This window comes from Streptomyces sp. RKAG293 (genome assembly GCF_023701745.1).
Taxonomy (GTDB): domain Bacteria; phylum Actinomycetota; class Actinomycetes; order Streptomycetales; family Streptomycetaceae; genus Actinacidiphila.
Map to the genome: position 1 here is coordinate 2,904,063 of NZ_JAJOZB010000001.1, position 13,728 is coordinate 2,917,790.

At 72.9% G+C, this 13,728-nt stretch carries 15 protein-coding genes; 5 read left to right on the forward strand and 10 right to left on the reverse strand.

The genetic code is table 11. From position 1 onward, the window contains the following. Positions 1–61: 61 nt before the first annotated feature. From LNW72_RS12875 to LNW72_RS12885, 3 genes are all read right to left on the reverse strand, one after another. Positions 62–433, reverse strand: coding sequence for a hypothetical protein (locus tag LNW72_RS12875; RefSeq protein ID WP_250975527.1), 372 nt, complete (start codon positions 431–433; stop codon positions 62–64). A gap of 377 nt (positions 434–810) precedes the next feature. Beyond that, a complete protein-coding gene (locus LNW72_RS12880) occupies positions 811–1,965 on the reverse strand; it encodes a GDSL-type esterase/lipase family protein (protein WP_250975528.1) in 1,155 nt (384 codons plus the stop codon). A 193-nt stretch (positions 1,966–2,158) separates the two neighbouring features. Next, positions 2,159–3,172: a DUF5937 family protein gene (locus LNW72_RS12885; RefSeq protein WP_250975529.1), complete on the reverse strand. Its 1,014-nt coding sequence runs from the start codon at positions 3,170–3,172 to the stop codon at positions 2,159–2,161. Positions 3,173–3,260: 88 nt separating this feature from the next. Here LNW72_RS12885 and LNW72_RS12890 point away from each other — a divergent pair, with 88 nt between their 5' ends. Continuing rightward, on the forward strand, positions 3,261–4,505 hold the full coding sequence (locus tag LNW72_RS12890) for an MFS transporter (RefSeq protein WP_250975530.1): 1,245 nt from the start codon (positions 3,261–3,263) through the stop codon (positions 4,503–4,505). Between the two features lie 116 nt (positions 4,506–4,621). On the opposite strand, the gene LNW72_RS12895 is transcribed toward LNW72_RS12890, so the two are convergent. The 3 genes from LNW72_RS12895 to LNW72_RS12905 all read right to left on the reverse strand — a co-directional run bounded on the left by LNW72_RS12895 (position 4,622) and on the right by LNW72_RS12905 (position 7,602). After that, positions 4,622–5,956, reverse strand: a complete 1,335-nt coding sequence (locus LNW72_RS12895) for a HAMP domain-containing sensor histidine kinase (RefSeq protein ID WP_250975531.1) — start codon at positions 5,954–5,956, stop codon at positions 4,622–4,624. A gap of 38 nt (positions 5,957–5,994) precedes the next feature. After that, positions 5,995–6,732 (reverse strand): hypothetical protein, encoded by a 738-nt coding sequence (locus LNW72_RS12900; protein ID WP_250975532.1) that lies wholly within the window; start codon positions 6,730–6,732, stop codon positions 5,995–5,997. A 138-nt stretch (positions 6,733–6,870) separates the two neighbouring features. After that, a complete protein-coding gene (locus LNW72_RS12905) occupies positions 6,871–7,602 on the reverse strand; it encodes a helix-turn-helix domain-containing protein (protein ID WP_250975533.1) in 732 nt (243 codons plus the stop codon). 65 nt (positions 7,603–7,667) lie between these two features. Here LNW72_RS12905 and LNW72_RS12910 point away from each other — a divergent pair, with 65 nt between their 5' ends. Beyond that, positions 7,668–8,666 carry a DMT family transporter gene (locus LNW72_RS12910; RefSeq protein WP_250975534.1) on the forward strand — a complete coding sequence of 333 codons (999 nt, stop codon included), beginning with the start codon at positions 7,668–7,670 and terminating at the stop codon, positions 8,664–8,666. Continuing rightward, a complete protein-coding gene (locus tag LNW72_RS12915) occupies positions 8,663–9,712 on the forward strand; it encodes a S66 peptidase family protein (RefSeq protein WP_250975535.1) in 1,050 nt (349 codons plus the stop codon). Before LNW72_RS12910 ends, LNW72_RS12915 begins: the two co-directional genes overlap by 4 nt. Before the next feature lie 119 nt (positions 9,713–9,831). Here the strand turns inward: LNW72_RS12915 and LNW72_RS12920 are convergent, their stop codons facing one another. After that, positions 9,832–10,857 (reverse strand): NADPH:quinone reductase, encoded by a 1,026-nt coding sequence (locus LNW72_RS12920; RefSeq protein ID WP_250975536.1) that lies wholly within the window; start codon positions 10,855–10,857, stop codon positions 9,832–9,834. 221 nt (positions 10,858–11,078) lie between these two features. Between LNW72_RS12920 and LNW72_RS12925 the strand changes: the two genes are divergently transcribed. After that, positions 11,079–11,393, forward strand: coding sequence for an antibiotic biosynthesis monooxygenase family protein (locus tag LNW72_RS12925; protein WP_250975537.1), 315 nt, complete (start codon positions 11,079–11,081; stop codon positions 11,391–11,393). Further along, the gene (locus LNW72_RS12930; protein ID WP_250975538.1) at positions 11,390–11,881 is read left to right on the forward strand and encodes a group II truncated hemoglobin; all 492 of its coding nucleotides are present in this window, start codon (positions 11,390–11,392) and stop codon (positions 11,879–11,881) included. Before LNW72_RS12925 ends, LNW72_RS12930 begins: the two co-directional genes overlap by 4 nt. A gap of 17 nt (positions 11,882–11,898) precedes the next feature. On the opposite strand, the gene LNW72_RS12935 is transcribed toward LNW72_RS12930, so the two are convergent. From LNW72_RS12935 to LNW72_RS12945, 3 genes are all read right to left on the reverse strand, one after another. Then, positions 11,899–12,333 (reverse strand): hypothetical protein, encoded by a 435-nt coding sequence (locus LNW72_RS12935; protein WP_250975539.1) that lies wholly within the window; start codon positions 12,331–12,333, stop codon positions 11,899–11,901. A gap of 150 nt (positions 12,334–12,483) precedes the next feature. Then, on the reverse strand, positions 12,484–13,371 hold the full coding sequence (locus LNW72_RS12940; RefSeq protein WP_250975540.1) for a Gfo/Idh/MocA family protein: 888 nt from the start codon (positions 13,369–13,371) through the stop codon (positions 12,484–12,486). Next, positions 13,368–13,727: an isomerase gene (locus tag LNW72_RS12945; RefSeq protein ID WP_250975541.1), complete on the reverse strand. Its 360-nt coding sequence runs from the start codon at positions 13,725–13,727 to the stop codon at positions 13,368–13,370. The genes LNW72_RS12940 and LNW72_RS12945 overlap by 4 nt, the downstream gene beginning before the upstream one ends. Position 13,728: the final 1 nt, after the last annotated feature.

Here is a 13,728-nt window from a genome sequence, read left to right on the forward strand (position 1 = left end):
GCCGGGCACCGTTCGGCATGCGACCGCCTGCCCACCGCTCTCCGGTCGTCATCGGCTGCGTCTAGCCCATGGGCATGCCCATACCCGGACGCATCATCCCGCCGCCCATCATGCCCGGCGGCATCATCCCGGGCGGCATCATGCCCGGCTGCATGCCCATGGGCGCGGGCGGGAAGAAGTTGGCCTGCGCGGAGTTGAAGAAGTCAGCGCCGGCGTTGACCAGGAATCGACCTGAGGCGACAGCGGACTGGGCGGCGCCGAACTGCGGGTTCATCGTGGATTTCTCTGCCGCTCCGAACGCGTTCTCCACAGACATGAACAGGTTGTTGACGCCCATTCGGAACGGGCCTGGGCCGTCGTCGGCAGGAGCGTCGAGCTGCTCCAGGAATTCGATCTCCAACTCCAGTTCGCACGGCTTGAGCACAGACTCCATAACGCCACCTCTTCCTTCGGTTTGACGGGGAATCACCAACGCGGCGTACGGACGGCGCACCGCGCCGTCGCCCGCTCGGATGCCGCGAGATGATGCTGGGGGTGCCGGGCGCGAGATGCCGCCGCGGCAGGTGAACATGTGTCGCGACGCAGGCTCGCCGGCGAACTCTGAGCAGTGAATGCGCTGTTGATACGCCTGCGTTCACGCCAGCCGGGCGAGAAAAGAAAAGCGCATTATGCGCACATCTCAACTATATAGCGTGACACATGATACACGAAGAGTAACCGTGGGAATAGTGCGCATCACTGAGCCCTGGTGCTCTCCTCAAGGAGAGCACCAGGGCTCGGTGCGTGGCGCCCTCCGCTGGTGGCGGTGGGTCACTTGGTGGTCAGGTACATCCCTCCGGAGTCCCGGCCTGCCGTGTTGCGGCAGGAGTAGTTGCCGGTGGGGTGGGTGTTCAGCAGGGTCAGGCAGCTGCCGAGGGCGAGTTCGCCGTAGTAGTTCGGGTGCATCGACTCCTGGACGGTGCCCTGGGAGCTGCTCAGGCCGGCGTCGACGAAGCGCGCCCACTCGCTGGTGGTGGCGGACGGTGCCGTGCCCGGGGTGGCGAGGCTGGACGTCTTGGCGCAGACCTCGCGGCCCTGCAGCATGTCGCGCAGGTCCATGAACTGCACGCCCTTGGTGGCCGCGACGCCGGCGAGCGCGTTGGAGATCTGCGGGACCATCGAGTCGCGGGCCCAGTCGGCGTCGCCGTTCCAGAACGGGCAGCCGCCGGTGCTCGCCCGGCTCCAGCCGCTCTCCGGGTAGCGCATCTCGGTGCTGCGCGGGATCGGGGACGGGTAGGACTGCAGCACGATCCGGTAGTCGCCCGGCGCGTAGCCGTCGGCGGTCATCACGGCGCGGATCTCGTCGATCGACTTGCCGACGCCCGCCATGGCCGCGCTCATCCTGGAGTCGATGACGCTCTGCTGGCTGGTGTGGCAGTAGGAGTACCAGATCAGGTAGTCCTTGACGCAGGTCGAGATGACGTCCGAGAAGCCGAGGTCGTTGCCGCCGATCGAGAGGGTGATCAGCTTGACGGTGTTGTTCGCGGCGACCGAGGCCAGCTGGTCGGCCTGTGGCGCCTCGCCCTTGAGGGACTGGCCGCCGTTGCCCGCCCGGAAGACGTTGGCGGTGGTGGCGCCGGAGCAGGCGAGGTCGACCGCTCCGGCCAGGCTGTTGATCTCGGCGGAGTCCGAGCGGTCGCACCCGCTCGCGTAGGTGCTGCCGTAGACCGTGGCAGGGTCGTAGCCGCTGCCGGTCCAGGCGCGGTCCGTGCCGTCGCGGCTGCCGCCGGTGGTGTCGCTGTTGCCCTTCCAGCGACCGGCCTCTCCGGAGATGTAGCTGTCGCCCATCGACACCCTCACGACCGGGCCGGTGACGGCCTGAGCGGGGGCCGCGACGGCCAGCAGGCCGGCGGCGACAAGGGGTAGGGCGAGGACCGCGGCGAGCAGTCGCTTTGTTCTGCTGGTTCTGTGACAGCGTTCAGGCACGGCGGAACTCCTGCGGACGGCCTCCCGCACCGTGGGGTCAGGAGGCTCTGGGTGACGGTGGGCCGCCGGCCGGTGGCGCGAGGAATGTGACACGCCCCACGTGGTTACCGCTAGGTAGCTGCAGCACCTTTCTCGCTCTGTTACCGACCGGTTCAGATCAGTCGCGAGGCGCCCCCCACCGTTTCCCCGGGCGTCAGGCCCCGTCCGACAACAGGCCCTGGTCGGTGCCCGCGGCGAGGGCGTCGCCCAGCGGGGTGCGGTAGTAGAGGACGGAGCGGCCGGCGCGGGCGCGGTGCAGGAGGCCGGCCTTGCGGAGGACGGTCAGATGGTCGCCGACCGCGCCGGGGGCGAGGCGCAGGCTCTGGGCGAGCTGCGTGGTGCTCGCGGGCTGGTCCAGGGCGGACAGCAACCGGGAACGTGAACGGCCGAGGAGTCCGGCGAGGGCGTCCGGCTCGACGGAGTCGGGCGTCTCCCACAGCGCGGCCGTGCCCCGGGCGGGGTAGATGATCGCCTTCGGCCAGGGGTCGTCGACGTAGGTGGCCAAGTGGGGCCAGACGAAGACCGACGGGATGAGCAGCAGCCCCTCCCCCGCGAGCGTGGTGACGCTGGCCGATGACGACGACGTCCGCAGGATGTCGATGCCGCCGTCGCGCCAGCGCACGTCGGGGTGGAGGCCGTCGAGGGCGGCCGCCCAGCCCGACCGGCCGAGCCGGCCGACCCGGTGGACGACGTCGCGCTCGCAGATGGCCCGCAGCTGCGGCCAGTCACGGGCCAGCAGACCGTGCCAGGCCTGGTCCAGGGCGTCGGCGACCCGCTCGACGACCGCGTCGCCGCGCAGCGTCGCCAGCACGCGCGGATCGCGGGACGGACGCGCGGCGAGGCAGAGTTCGGCCTCCTCGTGGGCCTGGGACAGGCTCGTGGCGCGGATCGCGGCGAGGTCGTCGTCCCAGGTCTGGGCGAGGCCGCGGGGCGGCAGGGCGACGAAGTTGGCGCCGAAGGTACGGGTGTGGAGCGCGAGCACCGCGTCGATGTCGGTGTCGCGGCGCAGCCGCTGGAAGGCCGGCATCAGCCGGGCCGACCAGGCGGCCGGCAGCCGCTGCCGCGACCGGCCCTCCAGATACCGCAGGAGGTTGCACAGCTCGAAGGCCGGCGACAGCGCGAACCTGCTGCGCAGCAGGTCGTCGGTACCGAACTCGAATCGCCGCATGCCACGAGCCTACGTCCGCCGGCGGGCGGGCTTACGTCCTGTGACGTAAGAATCGCCCCGGCGGGGGCGCCGGGAACAGGCTGCCCGTATGACGTTCACCCCTGCCCAGCCCCGGCGCACCACCTATCGGGAAGTGCTCGCGGACCAGCGCTTCCGGCTGCTCTTCGTCACCAGGACGGTGACGATCACCGCCGACTCCCTGCGGATCCTGACCCTCTCGGTGCTGATCTTCGCGACCACCGGCTCACCGCTCATGGGCGCCCTGACGTTCGGCATCGGTTTCCTCCCGCAGCTCGCCGGCTCGATGCTGCTCGGCTCGCTCGCCGACCGGGTCCGGCCGCGGCGGCTGATCGCCGCGGGCTATCTGCTGGAGTTCGCCGCCGCCGTCGCGATGGCGCTCGCCCATCTGCCGGTGGTGTTCATCCTGCTGCTCGTCGCCGTCGTGGCCTTCCTGACGCCGGTCTTCCAGGGCGCGTCCAACCGCCTCGTCGCCGACACGCTGACCGGCGACGCGTACGTTCTGGGGCGGTCGCTGTCCAGCATGTCGTCGTCCGGCGCCCAGTTGCTCGGGCTCGCGGGCGGCGGGATCGCCGTGACGTTCCTGGGCTCGCGGCACGCGCTGCTGCTGAGCGCGGCCGCGTACCTCGTCGCGTCGGTGGCCGTACGGCTGCGGCTGCCCGACCTGCCGGCCCCCGACAAGGGGTCCGGGGCCGGCTCCCTGGTGCGGCACAGCTGGTCGGGCAACCGGGCGCTGTTCGCGAACCGCCGGGTGCGGAAGCTGCTGCTCGCGCAGTGGCTGCCGTCCGCCTTCGCGGCCAGCGCCGAGAGCCTCGTCGTCCCGTTCGCGGGGCGGCGCGGATTCCCGGACGGAACCGCCGGGTTCCTGCTGGCGTGCCTGCCGGTCGGCATGCTCGTCGGCAATCTGGTCGTCGGCCGCTTCGTGCTGCCCGCGACCCGGGAACGTCTGGTCGCCGTGCTGGTCGCGGTCATCGGTCTGCCGCTGGCCGGCTTCGCCTTCGGCCCGCCGTGGCCGGTCTGCGCGGTCCTGCTGCTGGTCACCGGTACCGGGTTCGCGTACAGCCTGGGGCTCCAGCGCTCGTTCCTCGACGCGCTCCCGGAGGCCAGCCGCGGGCAGGCGTTCGGGCTGCTCAGCTCCGGCATGATGACCGTGCAGGGGGTGGGGCCCGCGGTCTTCGGGGCGGCCGCCGAAGTGGTGTCCGTGGGGGCCGCCATCTCGCTCGCCGGTATCGCGTCGCTCGGCATGGCCGGCTACCTGGCCCGGGAGTCCCGCGGCGCCCGGCTGAGCCCGGCGGAGGCCGCCGGGACGGGCTGAGACCGCCACGATGTGGGATGAGGCCGCCCCGATGGGATGAGGCCGCCGGGACGGGATGCGGACACGACCGGGCGGGATGAGGATCCGACCGGGCGGGACCTCCGCACTTGGTGGCGTCAGGACAGCGGGCCCGCGCCCGTGCCCGCCCCCGCATCGTCCCCGGGGTCCGCGATCTCCTCCGGGGTGGGGAGGGTGAGGGTGGAGACGGCGCCGCCGTCGGGCGCGTTGGCGAAGCGCAGCTCGGCCCCGATGGTGCGGGCCTGCCCGACGGCGATCGTCAGACCCAGACCGTGGCCCTTGTTGCCGTTACTGGTGGGCTCGGTACGGAAGCGCTGCGGGCCGTGGTCGATCAGATAGCCGGGATAGCCGTCGCCGTGGTCCCGGACGGTGATGACGGGACCATCGACGGTGATCACCACCGGAGGACGGCCGTGCCGGTGGGCGTTGCCGATCAGGTTGCCGAGGACCCGTTCCAGCCGGCGCTGGTCGGTGATGAGGCAGATGTCGCGGACGACGCGGACCTCGGCGGCCGGCCCCGAGGCGGCGACGGCGCGTTCGGCGAGCAGCCCCAGGTAGTGGGCGTCCGGTTCGACCTTCTCGGTACGGGAGTCGAGCCGGGAGATCTCCAGCAGGTCCTCGGTGAGCCGGCGCAGCGCCTGGACCCGGTCCTGGACCAGCTCGGTGGGGCGGCCGGGCGGCAGCAGTTCGGCCGAGGCGTGCAGACCGGCGAGCGGGGTGCGCAGTTCATGGGCCACGTCGGCGGTGAAGCGCTGCTCGCTCTGCAGCCTGAGCTGGAGCGAGGCGGCCATCGCGTCCAGGGCCGCGGAGACGGCGGCGACCTCGTCCTGGGCGTTGGTGGGACCGGCGGTGCGGGGGTCGGCCACCCGGGCGTCGAGGTCGCCCGCGCTGATCCGTCGGGCGACGGCCGCGGTCCGGTGCAGCCGGCGGGTCACCCGCGAGACGGCGAAGATCCCGATCAGCAGGGTGCCGCCGATGGCGAGGGCGGACGACAGGATGATCGCCCGGTCAAGACCGCGGATGCTCTCCGCGCTGCGCGTGTAGTCCAGCGGTACCGCCAGCGCCTTCCCGCCGGCCGGACCCGCCGCCCACATCGTGCGGCGGCCGTCGACGTCGCCGAACATGGTGCCGCGCTCGCCGCGCAGCGCGAGGTCCCGGAGCCGGTCGGGAAGGTCCGGCGGGTTCAGCGCCGTGCCGCGGCGCAGCGGGTCGCCCGCAATGTACGCCTGGGTGGCGGTGTCGAGCCTGCTCAGGGCGGCGGTGCGGGCCTGGTGGACGGTCTGCCGGGTGACCATGACGTGCACGAGCGTGCCGAGGACCACCGCGACGACGCAGCACATCGCGGTGATGAAGACGGCTGCCTTCCAGTAGAGGGTCGCCGTCCAGGCCGGCAGCCGCCCGCGCAGCCGCGTCCGGCGTCCGCGCGGCCTCATGGGGCCTTCGCGCGGCCTCGTCAGGCGTCCGCGCAGCGTCATCGGGACCGCTTCCACGAGGAGTCGGTGTCGCCGCTGTCCGGCGCGTGGTCACGGCGGCCGTGGCCGGGCGGAGTGGCCCGCCGGTAGTCGTCGCTCTGGATGGCCATGGCGCGCGTCTGCGGGTCCCAGGCGTAGACCGTGCGCTGCTCGTACCCCTCGGAGGGGGTGGGCTCCTGCACGATGAGGTCCCCACCGGCCACCTGGACGGACATCGGCTTCGTCACGGTGGCGAGGATGCGGGTGAGCACACCGTTGTGGAGCGTGTAGCAGCGCAGTGCGAGGAAGCCGTCGACCATGTCGACACCGAGGACGGCGTCGGCCTTGCCGTCGCCCGTCAGGTCGTAGTACTCGGGGCTGCGGATCGGGCATCCGGTGCGCCCGGCGGCGCCCGCCTCGCAGGCGGCGGCCTTCGCCGCGGTCTCCTCGTCGAGCGCGTCCGCGCCGGAGAGTGCGTCAGGAGCGGCGGCCATCTCGGCCTGGATCACGGCGACCGGGTCCACGCTCCTGATGTCCCCTGAGGTCACCTTGGGTATGCCGGGCACCGGAACGGGCCGTTCGTTTCCCGAGTCCCCGGGCGGCTCCGTGGCCGGCGGCCGGTTCGGCCACAGCTTGGCGGGGGCGGACGCGACCGGCGTCGGCCCGGCGCTCTCGGCGTCATTCGTCGCGGAGCACCCGGTCATCAGCACGGCGGCGCCCGTCCCCAGCAGGGCGAGCGCGGTGCGGACGGCGGACAAGTCTCTCCCTGCGGCGGTCGGGGGCGGTGGCGGATCGGAGCGCGGATCGGAACATGAATCGGGGCACCGATCGCGATGATCCAGCTCCATTGTCCGACAGCCTCGTGCCGCGGGCCCGGCGCGGAGGTGTGCCGGTGGTCACGCGACCTCCAGCAGGTCCGGCTCGATACCCAGCGTCCGGTGCAGTTCGTCCAGGCCCAGCGGGGTGACGCGGACGGCCCGGCGGGTGCCGATCCGGGTGGCCCAGCCCCGGTCGAGGACCAGGCGGCACAGCTCGGCGCCGGCCGTGCCGGCCAGGTGGGGGCGGCGTTCCGTCCAGTCCAGGCAGGGCCGGGCCAGCGGCCGGCGGGAGGGCGGGGCGGGGCTGTCGTACGCGGACAGGTCGGCGCCGAGGCCGGTGAGCCAGACCAGTCCCGGCCCGGTGAGGGAGAAGCCGGCGTCCTGGCTCAGCAGGCCGCGCCCGGTCATCGCGTCGGTGATCGCGACCCCGAGCCGGCCGGCCAGATGGTCGTAGCAGGTGCGGCCCCTGGCCAGGGCCTGGCCCGCCGAATGGGCGCGCAGCCCGCCGCCGGCCGGCGCCTTCCGCGGGGTGACGTGGGCCGCCAGGTCCTCGATCATGCGGGCGGTGTCGGGGTCGGCGAGCCGGGCGTAACGGTGTCGGCCCTGCCGCTCCTGGACCAGCAGGCCGCCGTCGACGAGCCGGGTGAGGTGCTCGCTGATGGTCGACGGCGCCACACCGCAGTGCCGGGCCAGCTCGCCGGACGTCCAGGCGCGGCGGTCGAGCAGGGCCAGACAGACGGAGGCGCGGGTCTCGTCGGCGAGCAGCGCCGCCAGGGCGGCCAGGGTGGTGGGTGTGCGCGGACCGGTCATGCCGCCCATCATCGCCCCGCGACACTTCGGCACCCGCCGAAACGTCCCGCCCCTACTTTTCCGGCATGGACTTCATGAAAACGCGCGGCGAAAAGGCCCGGGAGCGCTGGTGGGACGCGCTCGTGCTGCTCTCGGTGATCTGGGGCAGCAGCTTCCTGCTGATGAAGGTGGGTGTGGGCGTCCTGCCGCCCGCCTACGTGACGCTGGTGCGGCTGGTCGTCGGCGCGGTGACGCTGCTGGTGTGGCTGCGGGCCACCGGCGGCCGGCTGCCGCGCGGCGCCGGGGTGTGGGGGCATCTGGCGGTGACCGGGGCGCTGGTGAACGTCGCGCCGTTCACCCTCTTCGCCTGGGGCGAGCAGCGGGTCTCCTCGGTCGTCGCCGGGATCTTCAACGCCGCGACACCGCTGCTGACGATGCTGGTGGTGACCGTGGTCCTGCCCGGGGAGCGGCCGGGAGCGCGCCGGCTGCTCGGGATGCCGATCGGCTTCGCGGGCGTCCTGGTGGTCCTCGGGGTGTGGCGCGGCGCCGACGGCTCGGACCTGGCGGGCCAGCTGGCCTGCCTCGCGGCGGCCGGCTGCTACGCGGTGGGCTTCCCGTACGCGCAGCGGTTCCTGGCCGGGCGCCCCGAGTCCACCGTCTCGCTCTCCGCCGCCCAGGTCGTGGTGGCGACGGTGGAGGCCGCCGCCCTGGCGCCGCTCGTCTCCGGCGGGCTGCCGGCCGCCGGCCCCGACGGCTGGACGCCGTCCGCCGTCGTCGCCCTGCTGCTGCTCGGCGTGCTCGGCACCGGGGTGGCGTATCTGCTCAACTACCGCATCATCCGCCGCGCGGGAGCCGTGGCCGCGTCCACCGTCACGTATCTGATGCCGCTGGTCGCGGTGGTGGCAGGGGCGGTGCTGCTGGGCGAGGGCATGACGTGGAACCAGCCGGTGGGGGCGCTCGTCGTGCTGCTGGGCGTCGCCGTCGGACGGCGGCGCGCGGGGAACGGGACCGGCGCCACGGTGGTCCGCGCCGCCCCGGAAACGCCTCGACCGGCCCGGGCAACCGCTACTACGCTCGGCCGATGACCAGCCCCCGGTACCCCGCCAAACCACGTCCCGGCGACCGCGTCGCGGTGCTCTCCCCGTCGTCCGGCCTGCCGGGCCTGCTGCCGCTGCCGTTCGAACTCGGCCTGAACCGGCTGGAGAAGGAGTTCGGCCTGCGGGTCGTGGAGTATCCGGCGACCCGGAGGATGGGCTCCACCGCGCGGGAGCGGGCCGCCGATCTGCATGCCGCGTTCGCCGATCCGGACATCAAGGCCGTGATCGCGAGCATCGGCGGCGACGACCAGATCACCGTACTGCCGTACCTGGACGACGAGTTGATCCGCACGAACCCCAAGCCGTTCTTCGGCTGGAGCGACAACACCTGCCTGCTGCACCACCTGTACGGGCTCGGCATCGTCGGCTACCACGGCGGCTCGGTGATGGTGGAGTTCGGGCGGCCCGGGGCCATGCACCCGGTGACGGCGGACTCGCTGCGGGCCGCCCTGTTCACCTCGGGCGAGTACGAGCTGGCGCCGGTCGGTGAGTTCAACGAGGTCAACGGGGACTGGGCCGATCCGGCGACCTTCGACAAGACGCCGCGGATGACGCCCTGCGAGGGCTGGACCTGGCACCGGCCGGATCGCGTCGTGGACGGCACGAGCTGGGGCGGGAACGTGGAGATCCTGTCGTGGCTGCTGATGGCGGGACGGGAGACGGCGCCGGCCGGGAGCCACCGGGGCCAGGTGCTCTTCCTGGAGACGTCGGAGGAGATGCCGCCGGCGGTGGAGGTCTACCGGATCCTGCGGAACATGGGCGAGCGCGGGCTGCTGCGGCAGTTCCCCGCGCTGCTGATGGGACGCGCCAAGGCCTGGAGCATCGGCCGGCCCGACCAGCTCGACACGGCGGGCCGGGAGCGCTTCCGCGCCGATCAACGGGCCGCGGTCCTGCGGGCGCTGGCGGAGTACGCGCCGGAGGCGATGGCGGTCTTCGACGTGGACCTCGGGCACACCGACCCGCAGGTCGTCATCCCGTACGGCGGGCGGATCCGGGTCGACGGACCCGCCCGGCGCATCACGGTCGGCTACTGAGTCGGGTACTGAGTCGGCTCCTTGGTCGGCTCATGCGTCGACTCATGCGTTGACTCATGCGTCGGCTCCTGCGTCATGCCGCTCCGAGCCGTGCCCGAGCCGTGCCCGAGCGGTGCCGCTCATCCGGCGGCCACATCGATGAGGACCTTGCCGACCGCGTTGTTCTCGACGGCCGCATGCGCGTCGCCCGTCTTCTCCAGCGGGAAGCGGTGCAGCGGCAGCCCGGCGTCCTCGCCCACGCGCAGCGCGCCGTCCGCGACGGCGGCCGACACGTCGGCGACGGCGTCGGCCTTCGCACGCTCGGGGACGGTGTAGACGAGGACGCCCTGCCAGCGCAGGTTGGGCACCATCGCCTGCCGGACCGGGACGGTGATCTCGTCGCCGCCGTTGTTGGCGTAGAACGCGATGACCGCGTTCGGCGCGGCGACGGCGTGGTCGATGACGGCGTTCACGGCGGGGGCGACCTCGACGATGATGTCGACGCCGTCGGGCACCAGCAGCCGGATCGTCGCGGCGGCGTCCTGGGTGCGGTAGTCGATGACGTGGTGGGCGCCGGCGGCACGGGCGAGTTCGGCCTTCCGGGTGCTGCTGACCGTCGTCACCACCGTGGCTCCGGCCCAGCGTGCCAGCTGGATCGCCGCGTTGCCGACCGCGCCCGCGCCGCCCGCGACCAGCACGGTGCGGCCGTCGAGGGAGCCGGGGGCGAGGCGGTCGGGGCCGCCGTCCGCGAGCGTGAGGGTGCGGTGTGCGGTCAGCGCCGGGATGCCGAGGCTCGCGCCGAGGTCGAAGGACGCCTCGTCGGGCAGGAACACGGCCTGCCGGTCCGGGAGCACCACGTACTCCTGCGCGGTGCCCTCGCTGCGCTGCCAGGCCGCCTCCCAGATCCACACCCGCTGTCCGACGCGCTCGGCCGCGACGCCCTCGCCCACCGCGTCGATCACCCCGGCGCCGTCCTGGTTCGGCACCTGCTCGGTACCGCCGGCCGGGCCGCCCGTCGCGCCCTGGCGCGACTTCCAGTCCGTGGGATTGACGCCCGAGACATGGACCCTGACCCGGACCTCCCCGGGTCCCGGCGCCGGAATCGGCCGCTCGGTCAGGGACAGTACGTCCGGTCCGCCGCTGCTTGTGTGAACGATTGCCTTCATAGCCGTCATACCCGGTTACAAGGCCCGGAGCCCGCGGCTTCTTCCCGCGATCCGGCGTCATAGGGCCTCCGCGAGGGCTCCATAGGGCGGATTCCCGCCATCCGCTTGATCCGCCGACCGCGAAAGACCGTGGTGTCCGGGGCCCGGCGAGTGATCCTGGCCGAAGATCCCGCCGAGATCCCGTCGCGGGGTCCCCGACCCTGAGCGAAGAAGGATGCCCGATGACCGTCGAATACATCCGCTACCGCATCACCGACCCCGAACGCCGTCCCGCATTCGAGAAGGCGTACACGACCGCCGCCGAGCAGCTGGACCTCGCGCCGCAGTGTCTGGGCTACGAGCTCTCGCACGGCGTCGAGGAGTCCGACCGCTACGTCCTGCGGATCGAGTGGACCTCGGTGGAGGCCCATGAGCAGGGCTTTCGCGGTGGACCGCAGTTCCCGCCGTTCCTGGCCGCGATCCGCCCGTACATCGGCGACATCGAGGAGATGAAGCACTACGAGCGCACCTCCGTGGTCTCCGGGGACCGGGCATGAGCGCCGGGGCGGCCGCGTCCGGCGGCACGAACGGGGGCGCGGAGCGCGGCGGTTTCTACGAGGCGCTGGGCGGTATCGACGGCCTGCGCCGGCTGACCGAGTCCTTCTACGCGGTGGTCCGCGCCGATCGGCTGCTCGCGCCGGTCTTCGCGCACTTCACCCCGACGCATGTCGAGCATGTCGCGGTGTGGATGTCCGAGGTCTTCGGCGGCCCGGCCGGCTACACCGCCGAGCTGGGCGGCCACCCCGGGCTGATCCGCAACCACCTGGGGCTGTCCATCACGGAGGAACAGCGCGCCCGCTGGGCCGAGTTGATGATCGCCACGGCCGCGAAGGAACTGCCCGACGACGAGCTGCTGCAGCAGCGCTTCGCCGAGTACATCGAGTGGGGGACGCGGATCGCGCGGTCGGTCTCGCAGCCGGGCGTCGAACCGGGCAACCCGGGTCCGGTGCCGCAGTGGGGCTGGGACGGACTGAAGAAGCACTAGGCCGTTCCCGGCAGAGCCTAGGACCGGGAAGACGCCGCCGTGAACAGTCCGCCGGCGGGCTGCGCGGTGTTGTACAGCGGCTCCGGGGCGAAGTCGGCGGCCTCGGGTTCCGGCAGGACGACGGCTCCGGCGCTCGGTGTGATGCGGGGCCGGCGCGGGGAGCGGTCGCCGGACGCACCGCCGTGTCCGCGGTGCACCAGGAGGCCGTTGACCGGGTCGGGTGCGGCGTCGAGCGCGGCCAGTGTGCCGGGCAGCTGCCGCCAGGACTCCCACTGCCATTCCTCGCGGAAGCGGACCTCGAGCACGACGCCCCAGGAGTGGGCATGCCACTCCCAGCTCAACGCGCCGTTGGTGACCGCCGATTCAATGAGCGACTCCGCATGGGCGTCGCGCCACTGTGCGGCGGAGGTCCTGGCGTTGAGGATCTCGATCGACCACCAGTCCGCAGCCATGCCTTCGACGATAGACACGCGGGCGGCGGAGGGCTAGGGCCTGTCGTCTGGATCTCCGCGGCGTCGCGGAGATCCAGACGACAGACCCTAGGCCCGGAGGGTCGTCGGCCGGGCGGGTTGCCTGTTGCAACCCGCCCGGCCTCCGCTCCGTCAGCGCTTGCCGAGCGCTTCCTCCACCAAAGCGAGTGTCTCGGTGACGCGCAGCGCGAAGCGCGCGTCGCAGGGGTGGGGTTGTCCGGTGCGGGCGGCGGTGATCAGGGCGTCGGTGGCGTTCCGCAGCGCCTCCACCGGGCCCTCGCCGAGTTCGGGGAGCGTGCGCACGCCGCGCTCACCGCGCAGCTCGACGGTGACTCCGGCGGCCGGTTCCGGCGCTGTCAGGCTGAGGGTGGCCGTGCTGGCCGACCCGCCCGCGTGGCGCAGCGCCACATGGACGGTGTCGCCGCTGCCGCTGACGGCCGCGACATCGGTGACATCGCCGAACACCGGCAGGAGGACGGACAGGGCATGCGGTCCGACGTCCCACAGCGCGCCCTTCTCGCGGCGCCACGGGGAGGCCGCGAACGGGCTGTCGCCGCCGGCGAAGACCGAGCCGAGCCAGTCGGCGCGGCCGGTGAACCAGCCGCCCGCGGCGGCCTGCTCGTCGACCCACTCCCCCGTCGTCCGGTCGAAGCGGACGGTGAAGAAGACGACGGACGCGACGCCGGACGCCTCGGCTGCCTCGACGACCGCGCGGGCCTCGCCGACGGTCGCCGCGAGCGGCTTGTCGAGCAGCAGATGGCGGCCGGCCGCGGCGGCGCGGGCGGCCAGCGGGGCCTGGACGTCGGGGGGCAGCGCGATCGCGACGGCGTCCACGTCCGCGATCAGGGCGTCCACGTCGTCATAGGCGCGGGTGTCGAAGCGCGCCGCCAGGTCGGCCGCGGCCTCGGGCCTGCGGCCCCATACGCCGGTGAACTCGACCCCGGGGTGGGCGCTCAGGGCGGGCGCGTGGGCGATCTCCGCCCAGGGGCCGGTGCCCAGCAGTCCGACGCGGAACGTCATGAGGAGTGCCGCTGGTAGCTGGCGCGGTCGAGGTCACGGATCTCGACGGAGCTGTGGACGGTCAGGCCGGGCGTCGCGGCGGTGTGCTCGCGGACGAGCGCGAGCACCGCGGTGCTCAGCTCCAGCTTGGTCCCGGGGGTGCGGCCGTCCAGCAGCGCGACCTGGATGTGGATCATCGCCTCGTCGGTCCCGCCGTCCGAGATGACGATCTCGTCCAGCGGGCGGAAGCGGGTCTTGCAGCCGGACACCTGCGCGTCCGCGATCTTGGCGACCAGCGGGTGCAGGGCCTGTGCGAAGCCCTGGCGGTCGAAGGTGTCGGTGAGGGTGGCGGAGTAGTCCACGGCTATGTGCGGCATG